The organism is Paludisphaera mucosa, assembly GCF_029589435.1.
Classification (GTDB): Bacteria; Planctomycetota; Planctomycetia; order Isosphaerales; family Isosphaeraceae; genus Paludisphaera; species Paludisphaera mucosa.
The window spans coordinates 1,941,708-1,960,774 of the sequence record NZ_JARRAG010000001.1; the positions used below are offsets into that span (position 1 = coordinate 1,941,708).

Sequence of the window (19,067 nt, forward strand, 5' to 3'; positions counted from 1 at the left end):
GTGGTTCGCGACGGGAAAGGAGCTGGTCCCATGCCCCGCCGCCGGGTCGGTCCCATGATAGCGACCTGCGTCCTGGCCGCCCACGTCGGTTGCGGGCGATCCACGCCGCCGGCCGGCGTGACGGTCGCCTCGCCGAAAGTCGCCTCGCCGTCGGGGGCCGTCGCGGCCAGGCCGGTCGTCGTCCCTCCGCCGAGGACGATCGCGATCGACCCGACGCTCTTTACGATAGCGGCCGAGGCCCCGGGCCTGCAACTCCTCGCGATCGAGAAGACGGCCGAAGGCGCGAAACACGATCTCTCCACCGGCCTTTCCTGGCGCGTCGAGCCGGCGGGAATCGCGGCGGTCGACGCGAACGGCTACGTCCGTCCCCTCGCCCCCGGCGCGGTCGAGGTCGTGGCCGCTTCCGACGGCGTCGAGGCCCGCGCCCGGGTCGTCGTCGAGCCCCGAACGGCTCGTTCCTGGGACTTCGCGCAGGACGTCGAGCCGATCCTGACGAAGGCCGGTTGCAACACCGGCGGTTGCCACGGCAAGGCCGACGGCCAGAACGGCTTCCACCTGTCCCTCTTCGGCTACGACCCCGACGGCGACCAGGTCGCACTGGCGCGCGACGCCGGCCAGCGGCGCGTCTCTCCCTTCGACCCCGAGCGCAGCCTGGTCGTCTTGAAGGCGATCGGCGAGGCCCCCCACGGCGGCGGCCGACGGCTGGCGGTCGGGTCGTCGGAGTATCAGACGCTCGTCGAGTGGATCCGCGCCGGCGCGCCGCGAACCCTCGGGCCGCCCCGGGCGGCGGTCGCCAGGCTGGTGATCGAACCCTCGTCCGCCATGATGTCCGAGCCCGGGCGCCGGCAGTTGCGGGTGATCGCCGAGCACGCCGACGGCGGGCGTCGCGACGTGACGCGACAGGCGATCTACAAGACCCTCGACGACTCCACCGCCGTGGTCGACGCCCAGGGCCGGGCCGAACTGCTCCACCGCGGCGAGGCCGACCTGGTCGTCCGGCTCGGCCCGCTGGTGGAGACGTTCCGGCTCTCCGCCCCGGTCAATCCCGACCTGACGTTCGATTTCGCGAAGCTCCCGCGGACGAACCTGATCGACGAGCAACTGTTCAAGCGGTTGCAGGCCCTGAAGGTCCCGCCTAGCCCGCCGGCGACCGACGCGGCCTTCTTGCGACGCGTCTCGCTGGATTTGACGGGGAGCACGCCATCGCCCGAGGAGGTGCGCCGCTTCCTGGCCGACGCCGACCCCGAGAAGCGGTCGAAGCTCGTCGACAGTCTGCTGAAGCGCCCGGAGTTCGTCCAGTTCTGGCGGATCAAGTTCGGCGACCTGTTGCAGATCAGCGCGGCACGCCAAGGGAACGGGGCTTACCGCTATCAGGAATGGCTCGACGCCCGGCTGATCGACCACACCCCCTGGGACTTGGTCGTCCGAAAACTGTTGACCGCCCTCGGCGACCCGAACGACCAGGAGTCGGGGGGGCCGGTCAACTACGCGGTCGACGCCCTCGAGCCGACGATCGCCGCCGAGCAGACAGCCCAGCGCTTCCTGGGACTCCGGATGCGCTGCGCCCAGTGTCACGACCATCCCTTCGACGTCTGGACGCAGGATGATTACTACGGCCTCGCCGCCTTCTTCGCCCGCGTCCAGCGGACGGGGCAGGGGATGGGCGGGATGATGATGGCGAGCCGGACGGGGATCAGCGTCAATCCGGCCGGGTTCGTAAATCACCTCCGAACAGGCAGGCCCGTCGCGCCGCGGCTGCTCGACGGCAAGCCGGCGACGATCGCCGAGGGCGGCGATCCTCGGGTCGCGCTGGCGGACTGGATCACCTCGAAGGACAACCCCTATTTCGCCCGCGCGACGGTCAACTGGGTCTGGTCGCAATTCTTCGGCAAGGGGATCGTCGACCCCGCCGACGACCTGAGCCGGGCGAACCCGCCGGTCCACCCCGAGCTGCTCGACGCCCTGGCCGCGCGGTTCGTCGAACGGAAGTACGACCTCCGCGACCTGATCCGGACGGTCGCGACCTCGCAGGCGTACGGCCTCTCGTCGGCCACCGTGGCCGGCAACGAGAAGGACGCGCGGTGGTTCTCGCACCACACGCCCCGGCCGCTCTCGGCCCACCAGATGGCCGACGCCCTGGCGCAGGCGACGGACGTCCCCAATCGCTTCCCGGGCGCATCGGCGACCCGGCGGGCGATCCGCGTGACCGACCCCGGCGTCGCGAGCCCGATCCTGGACACGTTCGGCCGCTGTCCGCGGACGACCGCCTGCGCCTCGGTGCAGACCGCGCCGCTGAGCCTCAAGCAATCGCTGCTGTTGATCGGCGGCGACGTCATCGAGAGCAAGGTGGGGAGCCTCAACGGCTACCTGGCGGCGGCGCTCAAGCTGGAGCTGGAGCCCGAGGAGCTGGTGGAGAACCTCTACTTCCGCACGCTCTGCCGGCCGCCCACCTCGGAGGAGTCGTCGCGGTGGACGGCCGAGCTGAAGCAGGCCTCCTCGATCAACGAGGCGGCCCAGGACCTCTTCTGGGCGCTCCTCAACTCGCGGGAATTCGCGTTCAATCATTGATCCTTCGGTCGTCCCCGGTCGGAGACTCGCCATGCCGTCGAAATCGCGAATCATCGCCTGCTCGGGCCCCTCGCGGCGCGCGATCCTGAAGGCCGGCGCGCTCGGATTCCTGGGCCTGGGTCTCGACGAGGCGTTCCGCCTGCGGGCGCTCGGCGAAGGGCCGTCGACCAAACCGGCCGCCGCGCGCAACTGCATCCTGATCTGGCTCGCGGGGGGCGCGTCGCACATCGATACGTTCGACCCCAAGCCCGACGCGCCCGCCGACGTCCGCGGCGACTTCAAGCCGATCGCCACGTCGGTCGCCGGCGTGCAGGTCAGCGAGGTGCTGCCGAACCTGGCCAGGATCCTCGACCGGGTCACGCTGATCCGCAGCATGACCTCGCCCGAGTCCGACCACGACCGGGCCTCGCACCACCTGCTGACGGGCTATCGGCCCTCGCCGGCCCAGGTCTACCCCAGCTACGGCAGCGTCGTCTCCAAGTGGCGCGAGGCGAGCCGGGGCCTCTTGCCGCCGTACGTCGCCGTCCCCGATCCGCCTTCGTCGTCGATGAGCGGGTACCTGACGCCGGCGTACGACCCGTTCGCGGTCTCGGGCGACCCGAACCAGGAGAACTTCCGCGTCAGCAACCTTTCTCCGCCCGACAAGCTGACGCTCGAACGCCTGCTGCGACGCCGGGCGATGGTCAAGAGCCTCGACGACTTCGCGCGCGACGTCCCGCCCACCCCGCTGACGCGCAGCCGCGACCAGTTCGCCGACCAGGCCTACAGCCTGATGACGTCGAGCGCGGCCCAGGCGGCGTTCCGGCTGGGGGACGAGTCGGCCGACGTTCGCACCCGCTACGGCCGCAACACGTTCGGCCAGTCGTGCCTGCTGGCCCGACGGCTCGTCGAGGCCGGCGTCTCGTTCGTCACGGTCAACGATCGCGGCCCCGGCCCGCTGGGCTGGGACACCCACGCGCAGAACTTCCCGATGATCAAGGACACGCTGGCCCCGGCGCTCGACCAGGGCCTCGCCGCCCTGATCGCCGATCTCGGGGAACGCGGCCTGCTCGACGACACGCTCGTCGTGATGATGGGCGAGTTCGGCCGCACGCCCAAGATCAACGCCAACGCCGGCCGCGACCATCACGGCCGCGCCAACAGCGTGCTGCTGGCCGGGGCGGGCATTCCCGCGGGGCTCGTCCTCGGCAAGACCGACGCGAACGGCGACTCGCCGACCGAACGCCCCGTCACGCCGGCCGACCTGGCGAGCGTGCTCTATACCAAGCTCGGGATCGACCCCGAGCACAAGTACGAGGCCCCCGACGGCCGGCCGATCCGGCTCGTCGAGGGCGCGACGCCGCCCCGGGAATTGCTCTGAACCGGGGCGGCGGAGGGTTCGAGGAGGTCAGGCCGTCGCGGAGCAGCAGGCGCGGCAGGCCCGCTCGCACTCGCGGCAGATCTCGGCGCACTTCTTCATCATCTCGCCCTGGCCCTTGTCGCAGGCCGCGGCGCAGTCGCGACAGGCGTCGGCGCAGGCCTTGTGGGCGTGCATCGCCAGGAGGCTGTGACGCGCCATCAGCGTGACGGCCTGGACGCAGAATGTCTGGCAGTCGTTGGTGATCGCGGCCACCTTGGCGTGCAGGTCGCGATTCTCGGTGGCGTCCTTCCCCAGCTCCATCAGGCAGTGGGCGGAAGTCATGTCGCAGATCATGGCGCACTCGCCCATGGTCTTCATGTGGGCGTGGTGCTCCTTCTTCTTCTCGTCCTGATCGTCGGCCCTCGCCGACCCGGTCATCATCAGGCCGGCCGCCCCGGCGCCCATCACGGTCAGAAGCTCGCGACGTACCATGATCCGTCCTCCTCGTTGTCGTGCAGGGATCTCGAACGCAAGGACAGGGGCGAGCAAGGTGGACGCCCCGATCGGAGGAGCCAGGCAAAACCAGCGCCAAAGCGACCGATTCGGCGGGGTTGTGGGGCGATCGCCGAGAAGCCATGATGAGGCCATGGAGGCCGCGAGCGGCCCGATCCCACCGCGAGAGGACGGCTCATGCCGATCGATGACGCGTCGGAAATCCCGGAATGGCGCAGCCTCGTCGACTCGCCCGAAGTCGATTGGAACGCCGTCGCCACCAACGCCGAAGGGCCGTCGGGCGCCCTGCCGCTGACCGACGAGATGCTCCGGCTCTGGCCGTCCGGCGACCTCTTCGGGCTCTCGCAGAACGCCGGCATGGGCTGGACGCCGTCGGAAACGGCCCGCGACCCCTATCTGATTCTGAGCACCCAGGGAGGCCTCCGCGCCGCCGACGGCTCGCCGATCGCGCTAGGCTATCACACGGGCCACTGGGAGATCGGCCTGCTGGTGAAGGAGGCCGCGGAGGAGCTGAAGCGCCTCGGGACGGTCCCCTTCGCGGCCATGGTCTCCGACCCCTGCGACGGCCGCTCGCAGGGGACGACGGGGATGATGGACAGCCTACCGTTCCGCAACGACGCGGCGATCGTCTTCCGCCGCCTGATCCGTTCGCTGCCGCTGCGGAAGGGCGTCCTGGGGGTCGCGACCTGCGACAAGGGGCTGCCGGCCATGATGCTGGCGCTCGCGGGGATGCCTCGGCTGCCTTCGGTGCTGGTCCCGGGCGGCGTCACGCTGCCGCCCCGGGTCGGCGAGGACGCGGGCAAGATCCAGACCATCGGCGCGCGCTACGCCCACGGCGAGATCGACCTGCAGGCCGCCGCCGACGCCGGCTGTCGCGCCTGCGCCAGCCCCGGCGGCGGCTGCCAGTTTTTGGGGACCGCCGCGACGGCCCAGGTCGTCGGCGAGGCGCTCGGGATGTCGCTGCCGCACTCGGCGCTCGCCCCCTCGGGCCAGCCCGTCTGGCTCGACATGGCGCGGCGGTCGGCTCGCGCGCTCGTCGGGCTCGCCCGCCACGGCCTGACGTCGCGGCACGTCGTGACCGACGCGGCCGTCCGCAACGCCATGATCGTGCACGCGGCGTTCGGAGGCTCGACGAACCTGCTGCTGCACATCCCGGCGATCGCCCACGCCGCGGGCCTCCGCCGGCCGGACGTCGGCGACTGGCACGAGATCAACACCCGCGTCCCCCGGCTGGTCAGCGTCCTGCCCAACGGGCCGATCCACCACCCGACCGTCCGCGTCTTCCTGGCGGGGGGCGTCCCCGAGGTCATGCTGCACCTGCGCGGGCTCGGGCTGCTCGACGAGACGGTCCTCACCGCCTCGGGGACGACCCTGGGACGGCTTCTGGACTGGTGGCGGGCGAGCGAGCGGCGCAAGCGTTCGCGGGATCGGCTGTATCAGGAGGACGGGGTCGACCCGGACGACGTCGTCATGAGCCCCGCGCGGGCGCTGGAGCGCGGCCTCACGAGCACCGTGACCTTCCCTCGCGGCAACCTCGCGCCGCACGGGTCGATCATCAAGAGCACGGCCATCGACCCGGGCGTGGTCGACGCCGACGGCGTCTACCGCAAGCTCGGGCCCACGCGGGTGTTCACGCGAGAGCACGACGCGGTCGCGGCGATCAAGGGGCAGGCCGAGGTCCCGATCCGCGCGGGGGACGTCGTCGTCCTCATCGGCCGCGGCCCCCTGGGGGCGGGGATGGAGGAAATCTACCAGGTGACGTCGGCGCTGAAGCACCTGCCGTTCGGCAAGGAGGTCGCCGTCCTGACCGACGCCCGGTTCTCGGGGGTCTCGACCGGGGCCTGCATCGGCCACGTCAGCCCCGAGGCGCTCGCCGGCGGGCCGCTGGGCAAGGTCCGCGACGGCGACCTGATCCGGATCGTCGTCGATCGGGTCAAGCTCGAAGGGACCGTCGACATGGTCGGGGACGAAGGGGTGGACGTCGGGGCGGGGGAGGGGGGGCGGATCCTCGCCGGGCGATCGACGCACCCGTTGCTCTCGCCGGATCCCGACCTTCCCGACGACGCACGGCTCTGGGCGGCCCTCCAGGAGGTCTCGGGCGGGGTCTGGGGCGGCTGCGTCTACGACGTCGACGCGATCCTCGCGGCGCTCCGGCGCGGGATGGCTCCAAGTTCGAAGGCCGATTCGGCCGATGATGTCGGTAGAAAGGTGTGAGACGGGCGATCGAACGGGGCTGGTGGGGCGTCAAGGGAATTTCGGGCGAATCCGGAAATTCCTCACAGACCATGCGGGCCTCGAACGATAACTAGTCCACATGGACCGGTCGCGATGAGGAAGTCGCCGGACGATCGGTCGGCTCCGCTCGAACAGGATAGCGATCCCGGCGCCAGTAGGTCGGTGCGGCTGGAACGCCCGCCGGCGTGTTCGCGCACGTTCCCAAGGAGGGGATAAGACCATGTTCCAATCCGCGCGGCACCTGAGCCATAAGACCCCGCGCTGGGTTCGCGGCCTTGCCATGGGTGCCCTTACGGCCGCACTCTGCACCACGCACGTCGGCTGCGGCCTGTCGTACGTCTTCCGCAACATCTCGCCGCTGCACCCGACCGGCTGGTCGTTCGCCTGGCCGATCTTCGCGTCGCAGTCGCAACGCCTCGAAGCGGACATGGAGCGCGAGGAGGTCGACGGCCGCGTCCCGATCCTCGACCCGATCCCGGGCGACTTCGCCCCCGCCGCCTGCCTCGACCCGCCCAGCGAGGACGAGGTCTGGAACAAGGTGCCGAAGTTCAAGAACGGCTCGCCCGTCTTCTACGAGACCCAGCGGAACAACGTCCGCTTCCTGATCGAGAAGATCGGCGAGAAGGTCGACCCCTGCCGCGTCTACCCGCTGGCCGGGCCCTGCCAGCTCGTCCACTGCCACTACAAGTGCACGGTGTACTACGACGAGCTGTACTGGGCCGACTACCCGATCCCGTTCAACCACGTGGATCACAAGGTCGAGGTCGTCTACATTGACAAGGACCACCTCCGTCGCTGTGCGGGCCCGCCGGCCATCGACGCCCCGCCCGCCGTGCTTCCGGTCAACCCGTCGACCGGCGCCTCGATGAGCCCGAACTGAGCCGACGGCCGACCTGATCGCGACCGATTCCCGAGCTTCGAGCCGGCGTCCCGAGCGTAAAGCGTGGGACGTCGGCTCTTTTTGTTGCCCGAGTGAACCGTCGAGTCGCCTTTTTTGGATCCCCGGCGTCACACGATGCCTGGGTGCAACGAATCTAGAGCGTGTGGATCGAGTGCGACGAAGAGGTCGCGGTTCCACGACGGGAGCCCAGGAAGGTCGATCTTTCCCAACGCCGGGCACGGGACCACCGCATCCGCGGCCGCTGCATCGACGTGCCGACTTGGACCCACACCTTCGAATAGAGGAGCGACATCGTGAGGACTTACCAAGCTCACCGTAATCGTTCCGACAGTTGGCCCGCGAGGACGGATCGCCTAGGTTCTATTCCGGACGAGTGGCGGCCGAGCCCGCCGCACAGTCAGTTGAAGGGTGGGACGATTCCGCACGCGGCGGGTGCTCCTCAGCCGGGAGCCAAGGAGTTCGGGACAATGAAACCTCCGGTCCGAATCGTCTGCCGGGGATGCTTGCGGAGCGTCGAGGTGGAGACCGAAGAACTGGCGCCGCCTCTCGCCACCTGCCCCTTCTGCGGCCAGGCCCTCGACAGTCGGCAGGGCATGAGCGCGCCGACCAATCGCCACGAGGATCCGGCCTCGTCGGACGAGGCCCCCCGGGCCGGCCGTGGCGTGACGTCGGAATGGGTCGCCACCTGGAGCCGGGGCTCGCTCGGCGTCCTGGGCCGGTTCCAGTTGCGGGACCGCCTCGGCGACGGCGGATTCGGCGAGGTCTACCTGGCCTACGACCCCCGCCTCGACCGCGACGTGGCGATCAAGGTCCTGCGCCAGGCTAACCCCAGCGACAGGGTGATGGAACGGTTCTTCCGCGAGGCCCGCGCCGCGGCCCGTCTCGACCATCCCAACATCGTGGCCGTGTACGACTCCGGCTTCGACGGCGGCCGCTGCTGGGTGGCCTATCAGCGCGTGATCGGCCGGCCGCTCTGGTGGCACTTCGACCATCAGCCGATCGACGCGGTGACCGCCGCCCGGATCTTCCGCGACCTGGCCGACGCCGTCCAATACGCCCACAAGCTCGGCGTCGTCCACCGCGACATCAAGCCGGCCAACATCCTGATCGACGAGTTCGGGCGGCCCCGGCTGATCGACTTCGGCCTGGCCCGCCGCTTCGACTACGACTCGACGCTGACCCACGACGGGGCCGTGGTCGGCACGCCCGCCTACATGAGCCCGGAACAGGCCCAGGGCCTCAGCCGCCAGGTGGACGAGCGGAGCGACGTGTTCAGCCTGGGCGTGGTCCTGTACGAGACCATGGCGGGCCGACGCCCCGACTTCGCCTCCACCGTCCGCAGCCCGGCCGACGGCAATCCCGCCGCCCTCACCTCCCGGGCTATCGAGAACCTGTCCCAGATCGCGCCTTCGGTCCCGGCCGGCCTGGTCCGCATCTGCGAGCGGGCCGCCGCCGAGAGGCCCGAAGACCGCTACCCCAACGCCCGGGCCCTCGCCGACGACCTCGACGCCTGGTTGAAGAGCCAGGGACAGACTCAGGATCGGCCCAGCGTGGCGGCCGCCGCCCTCGAGCCGCCGGCCCGCAAGACGGCGACCCTGGCCCGCGTCGCCTGGGCCGGGTTGCTGAGCCTGGGCCTCTTCGCGAGCTACCTCGCCGCGACGCACCTCGACGTGTTCCGGCCCCGGGCCGCCGCGAATCCGCTGGCCCTCCACGGCCCGACGGCCGACGCGCCCCCGGCGAAGCCGGACCAGGCCTCGCCGGAGCCGAGGCCCGCCTCGGAAGCCGTGGCGCCGAAGTCCCCGGCCGACGAAACGGACGCGACTCCGGTCGCGGCTCCGGCCAAGATCAAATCCGCGGACGCGTCGACGCCCGTGGCGAAGGCCAAGGCGCACCGTCGGTCGACCGGCGCGAGCAAGATCAAGATCGTCGGCAACAAGGATAGTCACTGGTACCACACCACGAATTGCACCGCCGTGACGCAAATGTCGGCGGAAAACCGGGTCGACGACCTGAAGAACGAGGAAAACGCCAAGGCGCAGGGCTACAAACTCTGCAAGTTCTGCCAGAAGGCCGCGAAGACGCCGGCCGCCGCCGAGCCGACCGACTGAACCCGCCCGGCCGGGTCGCCGACTTGCCCGCCACCGGGTTCGCGGCCTACAATCGGCGTCTCGAAGCAGACTCCGACAGGACGCGTACCGCAGGGGACCGGCGATGACTCTGGAGACGACTGCGACCAACCCATCCGAGCCTCCCGAGGCGAAGCCCGCGGGAAGGCCCGCGCGGCGGCCGTCGGCCGATCAGGTCCCCGCTTCGCTCGTCCCCGCGAGCGGCTGGCACTTCCTCCACCTCTTCTACACCGTGGACCGCGACGCCCTCCTGGACCTGGAACCTGAGGAGCTGAGCGAAGGGCGAGACGCCCTCGTCGCGATCCTCGGGACCAAGCCCGAGGGCGTCGAGCAGTTCCAGTGCTTCGCGGTCCCGGGCCACAAGGCCGACTTCGGGGTGATGCTCGCGGGGCCCGACCTCAAGGCGATCCACGGCGTCCAGAACGCGATCGCCGCCTCGACGCTGGGCGCGGCGCTGACGCCCTCCTACTCGTTCTATTCGATCACCGAGGTCTCGGAGTACGTCCCCGACGCAGAGCAGTACGCGGCGATCCTCCGCGACCGCGAGAAGCTCGACCCCGAGTCCAGCATGTTCAAGGCGAAGGTCGCCTCCTACGCCGAGCGGCTCGGGCCCATGAACCAGCACCGGCTCTACCCCGAGTTCCCCGACTGGCCCTGCTTCTGCTTCTATCCCATGAGCAAGATGCGCCAGGCGGGCCAGAACTGGTACTTGCTGCCGTTCGCCGAGCGCTCCGAGCTGATGGCCCAGCACGGCCGATCCGGGATGGCGTACGCCGGCAAGGTCAGCCAGGTCATCACGGCGTCGACCGGCCTCGACGATTGGGAGTGGGGCGTCACGCTCTGGGCGCGGAACCCGCTCTTCCTCAAGGACATCGTCTACACGATGCGGTTCGACGAGAGTTCCGCGAAGTACGCCCTGTTCGGCGACTTCTACTTCGGCTACATCGTGCCGCCCGCCGAGCTGGTCGAGGTGCTCAAGATCTGACGCCGAGCCGGCCGTAGCGAAGGGGGCCGAGATGAACGCAAGTCGGCCGGCCGAGCTGGTCCTGGCCAGCACGTCGCCCTATCGCCGCGTTTTGCTGGAGCGGCTGGGCCTCCCTTTCCGCTGCGTCGCGCCGCCGTTCGACGAGGCGAGCCTGCCTCGCGAGGGGCTCGGCCCGCGCGAGCTGGCCGAGACGCTCGCCCTGCGCAAGGCCGAGACCGTTCGGGATCGCGAGCCCGCGGCCGTCGTGATCGGCTGCGACCAGCTCGTCTCGTTCGAAGGCCGGGTCTTCGGCAAGCCGGGCGACGCGGCGACGGCCCGGGACCAGCTCGAAGCGATGTCGGGAAAAACCCACGAGCTGATCACGGCGATGGCGGTGTTCGCCTCGGGCCGGGTCGTCGCGCACACCGACGTGACCCGCCTGACGATGCGGCGTCTCGACCGCCGGGCGATCGAACGCTACGTCGAGCGCGACCGGCCCCTCGACTGCGCGGGGAGCTACAAGCTGGAGCAGGGGGGGGTGGCCCTGTTCGAGCGGATCGCGTCGGAGGACCACACGGCGATCACGGGCCTGCCGCTGCTGGCCCTGACGCGAATCCTGGCGGAGCTGGGGTTCCAGACCCCTTGATCCGGCCGACGACGGCGGCTCAGGGCTCGTCGTCGAACCCGCCAGCACGCGGGCCGACGCCCAGGACCCGGTCGATGGAGCGCACGAGCTTCTCCATCGCGAACGGCTTGCGGATGTAGTCGCGGACGCCCAGCATCTCGGCGTAGGCGCGGTGCCGGCTGCCCTCGTTGCCCGTGATCATGATCGTGGGGATGAGGCCGCCGGGGCGGCTGCGGAGCTTCTCGAGCACGAGGAAGCCGCTCTTCTTGGGCATCATCATGTCGAGGATCAGCAGGTCGGGGTTCTCGCGCTCGGCCACCATCAGGCCGGAATTGCCGTCGCGGGCGACGAGGATCCGATAGCCTCGGTTCTCCAGGATCGTGCGCATCGACTCCACGATCTCGTGATCGTCGTCGACCAGCAGGATGGTGCGTTGTTGTGGATTCATGGCGTTGGTTTCTCTAACTCGACCGCGTCGGCGCGAAGGGAGTTCACGAGGCGTGACCCCAGTTTATCCCCGGCCCGGCGGGGGGGCAAGGGGCGCAACGGGTCGCGACGCTTCAAGGTCTTGCGGAATGCGAATATGTGGAATCACCGGATGAATCGGGCCGATGCGCGCCGGAGGGGGGCAGCCCCTTCCCGGCGACCGCCCCGAAGGTCATAATCGAGGATGGCTTCGGCCGTTCACATCGAAAACAGACCTGATTTTGTGCGAGTCGCGATCGTCGACGCGAGGGGGAGGGCGGGACGCCATGAGACCTTGGAACGCCTGGCTGTACGGCCTCGGACTGACGGGGGTGCTGGTCTTCGGGCTGGCGGGGTGCGGCGGCGGGGACGTCCCCGACGCCGGCGACGATCAGGCGGCGACGGAAGAGGCCGGCGACGGCCCGACCGAACCGGCCCCGCCGCCGACGCCGGAGCCCGCTCCGGCCGCGACGAAGGGCGAGGCCGTCGCCGACGAGGCCGCGCCGGCCACGCCGACCGGCCTGCCGCAGAGACCGCCGGGACCGGACGGGACCCCCGGGGCCGTCGCGGCCGCCCCGTCCTCCTCGTCGGCGACGCCCGACGCCGCCCCCGCCGCCACGTCGCCGACCGACCCCGCCGCGGCCAACACCCGGTCCGACACGGCCGAGATGCTGGCGGCCGCCACCGGCGCGGCGGCCCCGCCGACCACCTCCGAAGCTCCCGCCACGCCGGGCGCCGCCGGGGCCACGCCTCCCGGCGCGCCTGGGCTGGAGCCGACCGCCGGCGACCTTCTGAACTCGCCCGGCATCCCTTCAAGCGGCCGGGGCCCCGGGGCCTCGGACAGCCTCGTCGGACGCGGGCCCGGAGGTGAGATGGGCCGCGGCGGCATGAGCGGCTTCCCGGGGGGTCCGGGAGGTTCCGGCGGGGCGGGTGGCGGCGCCAGCGACCCCGGCGACACCAATTCGCCCGACGGCGCGGTCAAGGCCTTCCTCCACGCGCTCCAGGCCAAGGACAAGGACCGCCTCCTCGAGGCGACCGCCCTGCGGGCCAACAGCGACGAGGGGGGCAAGTATCGCGAGATGTTCTCGAGGATCATCGACGGCAGCATGTCGGATTCCGAGATCGACGACCTCTCGACCAAGCTCGCCGGCTACACGGTCGCCGGCGAGAACCAGGTGAAGAGCACCGGCCGCCTGGGCGTGACGATCCGCAAGCAGCTCGAACAGAACGGCGGCTGGCTCCAGCGCACGGTCACCGTCCGCAAGGAAAAGAAGGGCTGGGGCGTCCTGGACATCTCGGGAGCGACCGAGTTCGACAACGCCCGCTCCTCCAACCCCAACGGCAATCGAGGCCGCCGACCCTGATCCCGACCCTCCAAAGGCGACCCGACGCGGGCCGATTTGGAGCTTTCTGCAAGCGCGTCGAGACTCGCAGTGTAAGAACGCCAAGGCCCGCCCCGAAATTTTCGGCGGCGGGCCGTTTTTTTCCTCAAGTTTCGCCTTGAACCCTGTCACAACGACCCGCTTTCGGCGACGTCGTCGGTTTGGTACGCGGCGTGCTTTAATCCAAGTCTGAAAACTCCGACGATCCACATCATCCGATCCCGTCCGCCACACGTCTCCGACGAACTGAACCGAAACAGGAACCAAGGAAGGAGCCTGTCAGGCCATGTCCATCGCTCATTTCAATTTTTGCGGCGTGTTCGAGATGCTCGTCATGTTCTTCCAGACCTTCGGGGTCATGGGCCTCTTCCTCTACCGCCTGACCGCCCACCATTCGTATTGGTCGAACGTGGGCCGTTACGGCGTGATCCTGGCCCTTTTCGGGTTGGGCATTTCGGGCGCCCTGTGCGGCCGCCACGATTCCGAGTTCGCCCTCTTCGCCGGCGGGACCATGACGCTCCTCCTGATCGGCATGACCATCGGGAACAGCAATATCGATGCCGTCGACGCCATGCCCTCGTTCGGCGAGGCCGAGGCGGCCTGAACCGGCGAGAATTTTCTGGATCATAAGTCCTTCCAAAAATTCGATTTGAAACGACCGGGGCCATTGGGCCCCGTTTTTTTTTGGGCGGTCGTTTGACCGCCCCCGAAGCGTGCGCCATAGTTCGGGCGAATCAGTTTCTGAATCGTCGGACTGGCGTATTGCGGCTCCCACCCCACCGACTCCCATCTTGGTCCGCCAGTCCTTCGATCCGTCTCGTCTCGGCGATCCGCCCGTGACGGCGGGGGTTACCCCCGCCCGACTCGGCCGGTCGCGAGCCGCAGGCTGACCGTCACGAAGGATTGTTCACCGACCCGAACGACGCCCCGCTCGCCGTTCGCCCTCAGGTCGAGTCGGATCCATGCGGGAGAAGGACTTGCCCACAATGGTTGGACTGAAACGGATTTCAACCGTGATCGGTCTCCTGGCCGTGACGGCCCCGATGGCGATGGGCCAGGCGACGACCAATCCGAACCAGCTCGTGGCCGACTCGGTCGCCGGGGCGCTGCGGAGCAGCCGGACTTTGGCCGCCACCCGGATCGAGATCGAAGCCCAGGCCGGCATGGTCACGCTCTCGGGCGTCGCCGCCAGCCCTGAGCTCAAGAACGAAGCCCTCGCCCGCGTCCAGCGGGTGGTCGGCGTCACCGGCGTCGTCGACCGCATCGTGGTCGGCGACCAGACGGTCCGCCCGGCCCAGTACGTCCCGCAGCAGGTCGCCATGGGCGGCCACTTCGGCCACGGCGGCGTGGTCGGCGGCGGCGCGATCGGCGGCGCGCCGATCGGCCTCAACGAGGGCGTCCAGGGCGGGATGGTCGGCGGCCCGGTCGCCGGCGGCTTCGTCAACGACGGCAGCCCGCTGCCCGAAGGCCCGGCCGGCGGCGCCGGCGGCGGGGCCGGGGCCGTGCAGGGTCAGCCCAACTACGCCTGGCCCAGCTACGCCCCTCCCGGAAACTTCTCGGCCGTCGGCTACCCGACCGCGTACCCCTGGCAGGCCTGGCCGAACATCGGCCCGTTCTACCCGTACCCGGAAGTGCCGCTCGACTGGCGCGCCGTGACCCTCCGCTGGGACGACGGCATCTGGTGGCTCGACTTCAAGAAGAACTACACCCGGCCGTTCTTCACCCCGTACCCCTTCGGCATCTTCGCCTACTGAGTGGGCTTGAAGGCCGAAAGGCCCGAATCCTCCGGCCGGCTGGGCTCGTCCCAGCCGGCCTTTTTTTTGCGCGCCGGCCGGCCGCCTCAGGGATGGTGGAAGCCCGCGCCGGCCGAGGCGGGGGAGGGGGACGCCGTCGGCGATGCGGCTTTCATCCCAGTCCCGGCAAGGTTGCGGCGGATGAAGTCGAGCCGCAGCCGGTTGTAGTGCGCACTCATGATGCCGTGCCTCGACCCGGGGTAGATCATCAGCTCGAAATCCTTGCCCGCGTCCTGGAGCGCCTCGACCAGCCGCATGGTGTTCCGCACCGAGACGTTGTCGTCGACCGCGCCGTGGCTGATCAGCAGCTTGCCGTGCAGGTTCCGGGCGGCGTCGACGACGGACGACGTCTTGTAGCCCTCCGGATTGTCCTGGGGGAGCCCCATCAGCCGCTCGGTGTAGATCGAGTCGTAGTCGCGCCAGTCGGTGACGGGCGCGCCGGCGATCCCGCAGGCGAAGAGGTCGGAGTGCGTCATGGCGAAGGCGGTCATGTAGCCGCCGTAGCTGTGGCCGGTCATGCCGATCCGGTCGCCGTCGACGTAGGGGCGTTGCTTGAGCCAGGCGAGTGCGTCCTTGATGTCCTCCAGCTCCTGGACGCCGAGCCTCTTGTAGGCGGTCCAGGCCGAGGCCGTCCCCTTGCCGCTCGCCGGGCGGGGGTCGACGCGGAAGATGATGAACCCCTCCGACGCCAGGGCCTGGTCCCAGTCGCGGCCGCCCGACCAGACGTCGTTGACGACCGGCGTGTGGGGCCCGCCGTAGGTCGTGAACCAGACCGGATGCTTGACCTTGGGGTCGAGGTCGGCCGGCAGGATCAACTCGCCCTCCAGCACGAACCCGTCGCGGGCCGGGATCTGCACTCGCTCGCGAGGGCCGAAGCGGAACTCCTGAATCTTGTGGACCGGGTTCGAGTCGACCGTCCGAATCAGGCTGCCGTCGGCGGCGTACAACTTCACGCGAGTCGGGGTCGTCAGGTCGGACCAGGCCGCCATGAAGGATTTGCCGTCCTCGCTGAACTGGGTCTGGTAGCTCCCCGTCCCCGAGGTGATCCGCTCGACGGGCCCGCCGGGCTTGACCCGGTAGAGCTGCGTCGACATGGGCGCATCCTTCGTCCCCAGGAACAGCACCTCGCCCGAATCGCCGTCGACGTGCTGGACGCTGCGCACTTCCCAGGGCCCCTCGGTGAGCCGCCCCTTCGGAGTGCCGTCGGCCGCGTAATGGTAGAGGTGCGGCCACCCGTCGCGATCGCTGAGCCAGAGGAACGTGCCATCCTTCAGGAACGAGGGGGCCGTCGCGTTGGCGATCCAGGCCTTCGTCTTGTCGCGGAAGAGGACCTTCGGCTTGGCCCCGTCGACGGCGACTTCCAGCAGGTCGAGCCACGTCTGCACGCGATCCTGGACGTAGGCGAAGACCGACTTCGAGTCGGGCTTCCACGAGACGCCGCTGATGAGGAAAGCCTCGGCCGAGTAGCCCGACAGGTCGGCCCACTGGACCGGACCGCCCTGGGCGGCGACGATCCCCAGCCGGACCCGCGGGTTGGGCTCGCCTGAGCGGGGATAGCGGTTGACCTCGACCTGCCTCGGAGAATCCTCGTCGTGGAGCATCGTGAGGGTGGGGACCTCGGCGTCGTCGAACTCCAGGAAGGCGATCCGCTGCGAGTCGGGGCTCCACCAGTAGGCCGACCACGACCGATCGAAGATCTCCTCGAAGTAGACCCAGTCGGCGCGGCCGTGCCGGAGGACGTCCTTGCCGCCGGTCGTCAGCGCCCGGTCGACGGGATTCGCGACGTCGACGACGTGTACGTCGTAGTCGCGGACGAACGCCACCTGCTTGCCGTCGGGGCTGAATTGCGGGTCCGATTCCTCGGCCGCGTCGTTGGTCAGGCGCACGCCCTTCGAGCCGTCGAGGGCGAGGTAGTAGAGGTCGTGCTCGTGCGCGACGACGATGGCCTTGTGCTGGGGATCGACGACGGGGCGGGACCGCGCGAAGCGTCCCCCCGGGCCGACGCTCGTCGCGAGCCGACGGGCCAGGTCGCCGGCGGCCTTCTCGTCGAAGCCGGCGATGCGCTTGAGCGCCTGCAAGATTTGATCCGAGGTGACGAACGGCTCGGTGCGGCCCGTGCGAGCGTCCACCTTCAAGACGCCCCCGCGTCCGCCCCGCAGATAGTGGTCGTTGTCGAGCCATTCGGGGCTCGTGGGCGACCCGCCGAAATTCCCGTTGGCGACCTCGCCGCGATCGTTGAACCGGATCGGCTGGTCCGTCTTCCTCGCGACGAGCGACGCGGCCGCGGTCGTCAAAAGGTCGGCCGGCTTCAAGAGCCGCAGCACGGGGAAGTCGCCGCCGGCCTTCAGGTCCGGGAACGTCTTCCAGGTCGCCAGGCCGTCTTCGGAACGCGGCTCCAGCAAGGTCGCGGCGAGCGCCCCGAGCGCCTGGGCGTCCTTCACGACGAGCGTCCCCGCCGGGATCCGCCGCGACTCCGTCCGGGGCGTCACGCGGAGGTCCTGCACGTTCTGGCTGTCCCAGCCCGTCGACGACTTGCTGGAAACGTCGTCGATCCGATAGATCTCGACGTCGAGGTCGAGGTCTTCGCGAAGCTCCTGCACGACGACGCCGTGGCGCTGGAGGAGCGTCGCGGCCTCGACCTGATCGGCCGGGACGAGGTAGGCGTACGGCCGGGCGACCGACTCGACGGCCTCGAAGTCGACCATCACCTGCGAGGGATAATCGCGCGGCTCCTCGGTCGCGACGCGGCGGCCGTCCTGCTCCTTCTCGACGAAGCCCAGCAGCGGCTCGGCCTCCTTGAGCGGCCTCGACTCGGTCCGCAGGGCCACCTTGCGAGGCTCGGCCGGGGATTCGTCGACGGCCGCGGCGCGGGCGTTTTTGAGGAGCTTCTGGATCTCATCATGATTCGTCGATGCGTATTTCAGGCACTCGCGGACGAAGTCGCGGGTCGCCAGCACGCGGGTCTTGTAAGAGGCGTAGGCGTAGGCTTCCGAGAGGATGCCGATCCCGTTGCGGAGGCCGAAGTAGTTGGTGCCGAAACGGCCGAGCGCCGGGAAGCTTTCCCAGCGGGCGTGGTCGCCGCCGAAGCTGCCGTAGTAATAGGTCTCCAGCCCCGTCGCCTTTTCGAACGCGGTCGTGAGAGCGGGGAAGAGCCTGGTCCGCGCGTAGGTGATCAGGCTCGGGTCGCCGGCCGGGTTGCGGGGTCCGTCGTAGCTGATCGTGTAGCGGTGGTGCGAGCCATTGGTCGTGTGCGTGTCGATGAACAGGCCGGGCTGCCACTCGTTGAAGAAGCTGACGAGGGCCCGGGTCTCGGGGGCTTCGAGCTTGATGAAGTCGCGGTTGAGGTCGAGCCCGCGCGCATTGCCTCGGGTGCCCATCCCTTCCTCGGGGCCGACCTGGCCGGGCCGGTTGTCCTTCGACACACGCTCGTTGCCGTCGGCGTTGTAGATGGGCGCGAAGGCGATGATCAGGCTCTTCAGCAGCTCGGGGTGGGGCTCGGCGGCCAGCTCGCGGGCGAGCATGGGGAGGGCTTCCTTGCCGCAGACCTCGCCGCCGTGGATATCGCCGATCGCCAGCACGACGAGCTTGCCCGAGCGCGAGGCGTCCGCCGCCGACTTCACCGGGGGATCGGCGAAGATCAGGAGGGGCAGGGGACGACCCTCGGTCGTCTTACCCAGTTCCGTGTAGTGGGCGTTGGGCGACTTCTCGGCGATCTTCTTGCAAAGTGCGACGACGTCTTCATGGCGCGCGGTCGCCTTGTAGTCGCTCTTCTCGGCGACCGTCGCGAGTTCGTCGGACGGGACCGGGGCTTGGGTGACGAGGGCCGGGAGCAGGCCGAGCAGCAGGACCGACGAAAAGGGCATCGCCGCAGGTTCCTCGGGTGGAAGACTTCGAAGCCTCGCGCCCGGGGCCGAGGCCGGATAGGCCGTCTGGGAGAGGAGTTCCAGCGTATCGCGGCCGAACCGGCGTTGCGAGCGGGATTTCGCGAAAGGCGGCCCGGTCGGAGCCCATTCTCCTTCTCCCGCCGGGCGAAGGTGCCGCGCAGCGGCGGATGAGGGTTGTGGGAGTTCGGAAGACGTGGAGCAACCCCGACGGCGCTCGCGAAGCGCGACGACCCTCATCCGGCCCTGCGGGCCGCCTTCTCCCGGCGGGAGAA

General features: G+C 69.7%; 13 protein-coding genes. 10 read left to right on the forward strand and 3 right to left on the reverse strand.

Translation table 11 applies throughout. The features are described 5' to 3' along the window. Positions 1-30: 30 nt before the first annotated feature. Complete coding sequence (locus tag PZE19_RS07805; protein WP_277860019.1) at positions 31-2,568, forward strand: DUF1549 and DUF1553 domain-containing protein; 2,538 nt, start codon at positions 31-33, stop codon at positions 2,566-2,568. A gap of 31 nt (positions 2,569-2,599) precedes the next feature. After that, positions 2,600-3,928 carry a DUF1501 domain-containing protein gene (locus PZE19_RS07810; RefSeq protein ID WP_277860020.1) on the forward strand — a complete coding sequence of 443 codons (1,329 nt, stop codon included), beginning with the start codon at positions 2,600-2,602 and terminating at the stop codon, positions 3,926-3,928. Between the two features lie 27 nt (positions 3,929-3,955). On the opposite strand, the gene PZE19_RS07815 is transcribed toward PZE19_RS07810, so the two are convergent. After that, the gene (locus PZE19_RS07815) at positions 3,956-4,399 is read right to left on the reverse strand and encodes a four-helix bundle copper-binding protein (RefSeq protein WP_277860021.1); all 444 of its coding nucleotides are present in this window, start codon (positions 4,397-4,399) and stop codon (positions 3,956-3,958) included. A gap of 198 nt (positions 4,400-4,597) precedes the next feature. On the opposite strand from PZE19_RS07815, the gene PZE19_RS07820 reads away from it, so the two are divergent. From PZE19_RS07820 to PZE19_RS07840, 5 genes are all read left to right on the forward strand, one after another. Further along, entirely contained in the window at positions 4,598-6,634 is a 2,037-nt protein-coding gene (locus PZE19_RS07820; RefSeq protein WP_277860022.1) for a YjhG/YagF family D-xylonate dehydratase, read from the forward strand. A 241-nt stretch (positions 6,635-6,875) separates the two neighbouring features. Then, complete coding sequence (locus tag PZE19_RS07825) at positions 6,876-7,535, forward strand: hypothetical protein (protein WP_277860023.1); 660 nt, start codon at positions 6,876-6,878, stop codon at positions 7,533-7,535. Positions 7,536-8,074: 539 nt separating this feature from the next. Then, positions 8,075-9,664 (forward strand): serine/threonine-protein kinase, encoded by a 1,590-nt coding sequence (locus PZE19_RS07830; RefSeq protein WP_277860024.1) that lies wholly within the window; start codon positions 8,075-8,077, stop codon positions 9,662-9,664. Positions 9,665-9,767: 103 nt separating this feature from the next. After that, the gene (gene hemQ / locus PZE19_RS07835) at positions 9,768-10,667 is read left to right on the forward strand and encodes a hydrogen peroxide-dependent heme synthase (protein ID WP_277860025.1); all 900 of its coding nucleotides are present in this window, start codon (positions 9,768-9,770) and stop codon (positions 10,665-10,667) included. A 31-nt stretch (positions 10,668-10,698) separates the two neighbouring features. Further along, the gene (locus PZE19_RS07840; RefSeq protein ID WP_277860026.1) at positions 10,699-11,292 is read left to right on the forward strand and encodes a Maf family protein; all 594 of its coding nucleotides are present in this window, start codon (positions 10,699-10,701) and stop codon (positions 11,290-11,292) included. A gap of 19 nt (positions 11,293-11,311) precedes the next feature. Here PZE19_RS07840 and PZE19_RS07845 read toward each other — a convergent pair whose 3' ends face one another. After that, positions 11,312-11,719 carry a response regulator gene (locus PZE19_RS07845; protein ID WP_277860027.1) on the reverse strand — a complete coding sequence of 136 codons (408 nt, stop codon included), beginning with the start codon at positions 11,717-11,719 and terminating at the stop codon, positions 11,312-11,314. Positions 11,720-12,023: 304 nt separating this feature from the next. Here PZE19_RS07845 and PZE19_RS07850 point away from each other — a divergent pair, with 304 nt between their 5' ends. The 3 genes from PZE19_RS07850 (at position 12,024) to PZE19_RS07860 (ending at position 14,872) form a co-directional block, all read left to right on the forward strand. Then, entirely contained in the window at positions 12,024-13,100 is a 1,077-nt protein-coding gene (locus PZE19_RS07850) for a hypothetical protein (RefSeq protein ID WP_277860028.1), read from the forward strand. A 304-nt stretch (positions 13,101-13,404) separates the two neighbouring features. Then, on the forward strand, positions 13,405-13,722 hold the full coding sequence (locus PZE19_RS07855) for a hypothetical protein (RefSeq protein ID WP_277860029.1): 318 nt from the start codon (positions 13,405-13,407) through the stop codon (positions 13,720-13,722). A 409-nt stretch (positions 13,723-14,131) separates the two neighbouring features. After that, complete coding sequence (locus PZE19_RS07860; RefSeq protein WP_277860030.1) at positions 14,132-14,872, forward strand: BON domain-containing protein; 741 nt, start codon at positions 14,132-14,134, stop codon at positions 14,870-14,872. 86 nt (positions 14,873-14,958) lie between these two features. Here the strand turns inward: PZE19_RS07860 and PZE19_RS07865 are convergent, their stop codons facing one another. After that, complete coding sequence (locus PZE19_RS07865; protein ID WP_277860031.1) at positions 14,959-18,774, reverse strand: DPP IV N-terminal domain-containing protein; 3,816 nt, start codon at positions 18,772-18,774, stop codon at positions 14,959-14,961. Between the last annotated feature and the right edge of the window lie 293 nt (positions 18,775-19,067).

What these genes read in the sequence shown, in the direction of transcription:
- PZE19_RS07865 (WP_277860031.1), bottom strand. Translation starts at nt 18,774, where the DNA reads ATGCCCTTTTCGTCGGTCCTGCTGCTCGGCCTGCTCCCGGCCCTCGTC.
- PZE19_RS07820 (WP_277860022.1), top strand. Translation starts at nt 4,598, where the DNA reads ATGCCGATCGATGACGCGTCGGAAATCCCGGAATGGCGCAGCCTCGTC.
- PZE19_RS07825 (WP_277860023.1), top strand. Translation starts at nt 6,876, where the DNA reads ATGTTCCAATCCGCGCGGCACCTGAGCCATAAGACCCCGCGCTGGGTT.
- PZE19_RS07855 (WP_277860029.1), top strand. Translation starts at nt 13,405, where the DNA reads ATGTCCATCGCTCATTTCAATTTTTGCGGCGTGTTCGAGATGCTCGTC.
- PZE19_RS07845 (WP_277860027.1), bottom strand. Translation starts at nt 11,719, where the DNA reads ATGAATCCACAACAACGCACCATCCTGCTGGTCGACGACGATCACGAG.
- PZE19_RS07815 (WP_277860021.1), bottom strand. Translation starts at nt 4,399, where the DNA reads ATGGTACGTCGCGAGCTTCTGACCGTGATGGGCGCCGGGGCGGCCGGC.
- PZE19_RS07840 (WP_277860026.1), top strand. Translation starts at nt 10,699, where the DNA reads ATGAACGCAAGTCGGCCGGCCGAGCTGGTCCTGGCCAGCACGTCGCCC.
- PZE19_RS07850 (WP_277860028.1), top strand. Translation starts at nt 12,024, where the DNA reads ATGAGACCTTGGAACGCCTGGCTGTACGGCCTCGGACTGACGGGGGTG.
- PZE19_RS07810 (WP_277860020.1), top strand. Translation starts at nt 2,600, where the DNA reads ATGCCGTCGAAATCGCGAATCATCGCCTGCTCGGGCCCCTCGCGGCGC.
- PZE19_RS07805 (WP_277860019.1), top strand. Translation starts at nt 31, where the DNA reads ATGCCCCGCCGCCGGGTCGGTCCCATGATAGCGACCTGCGTCCTGGCC.
- hemQ (WP_277860025.1), top strand. Translation starts at nt 9,768, where the DNA reads ATGACTCTGGAGACGACTGCGACCAACCCATCCGAGCCTCCCGAGGCG.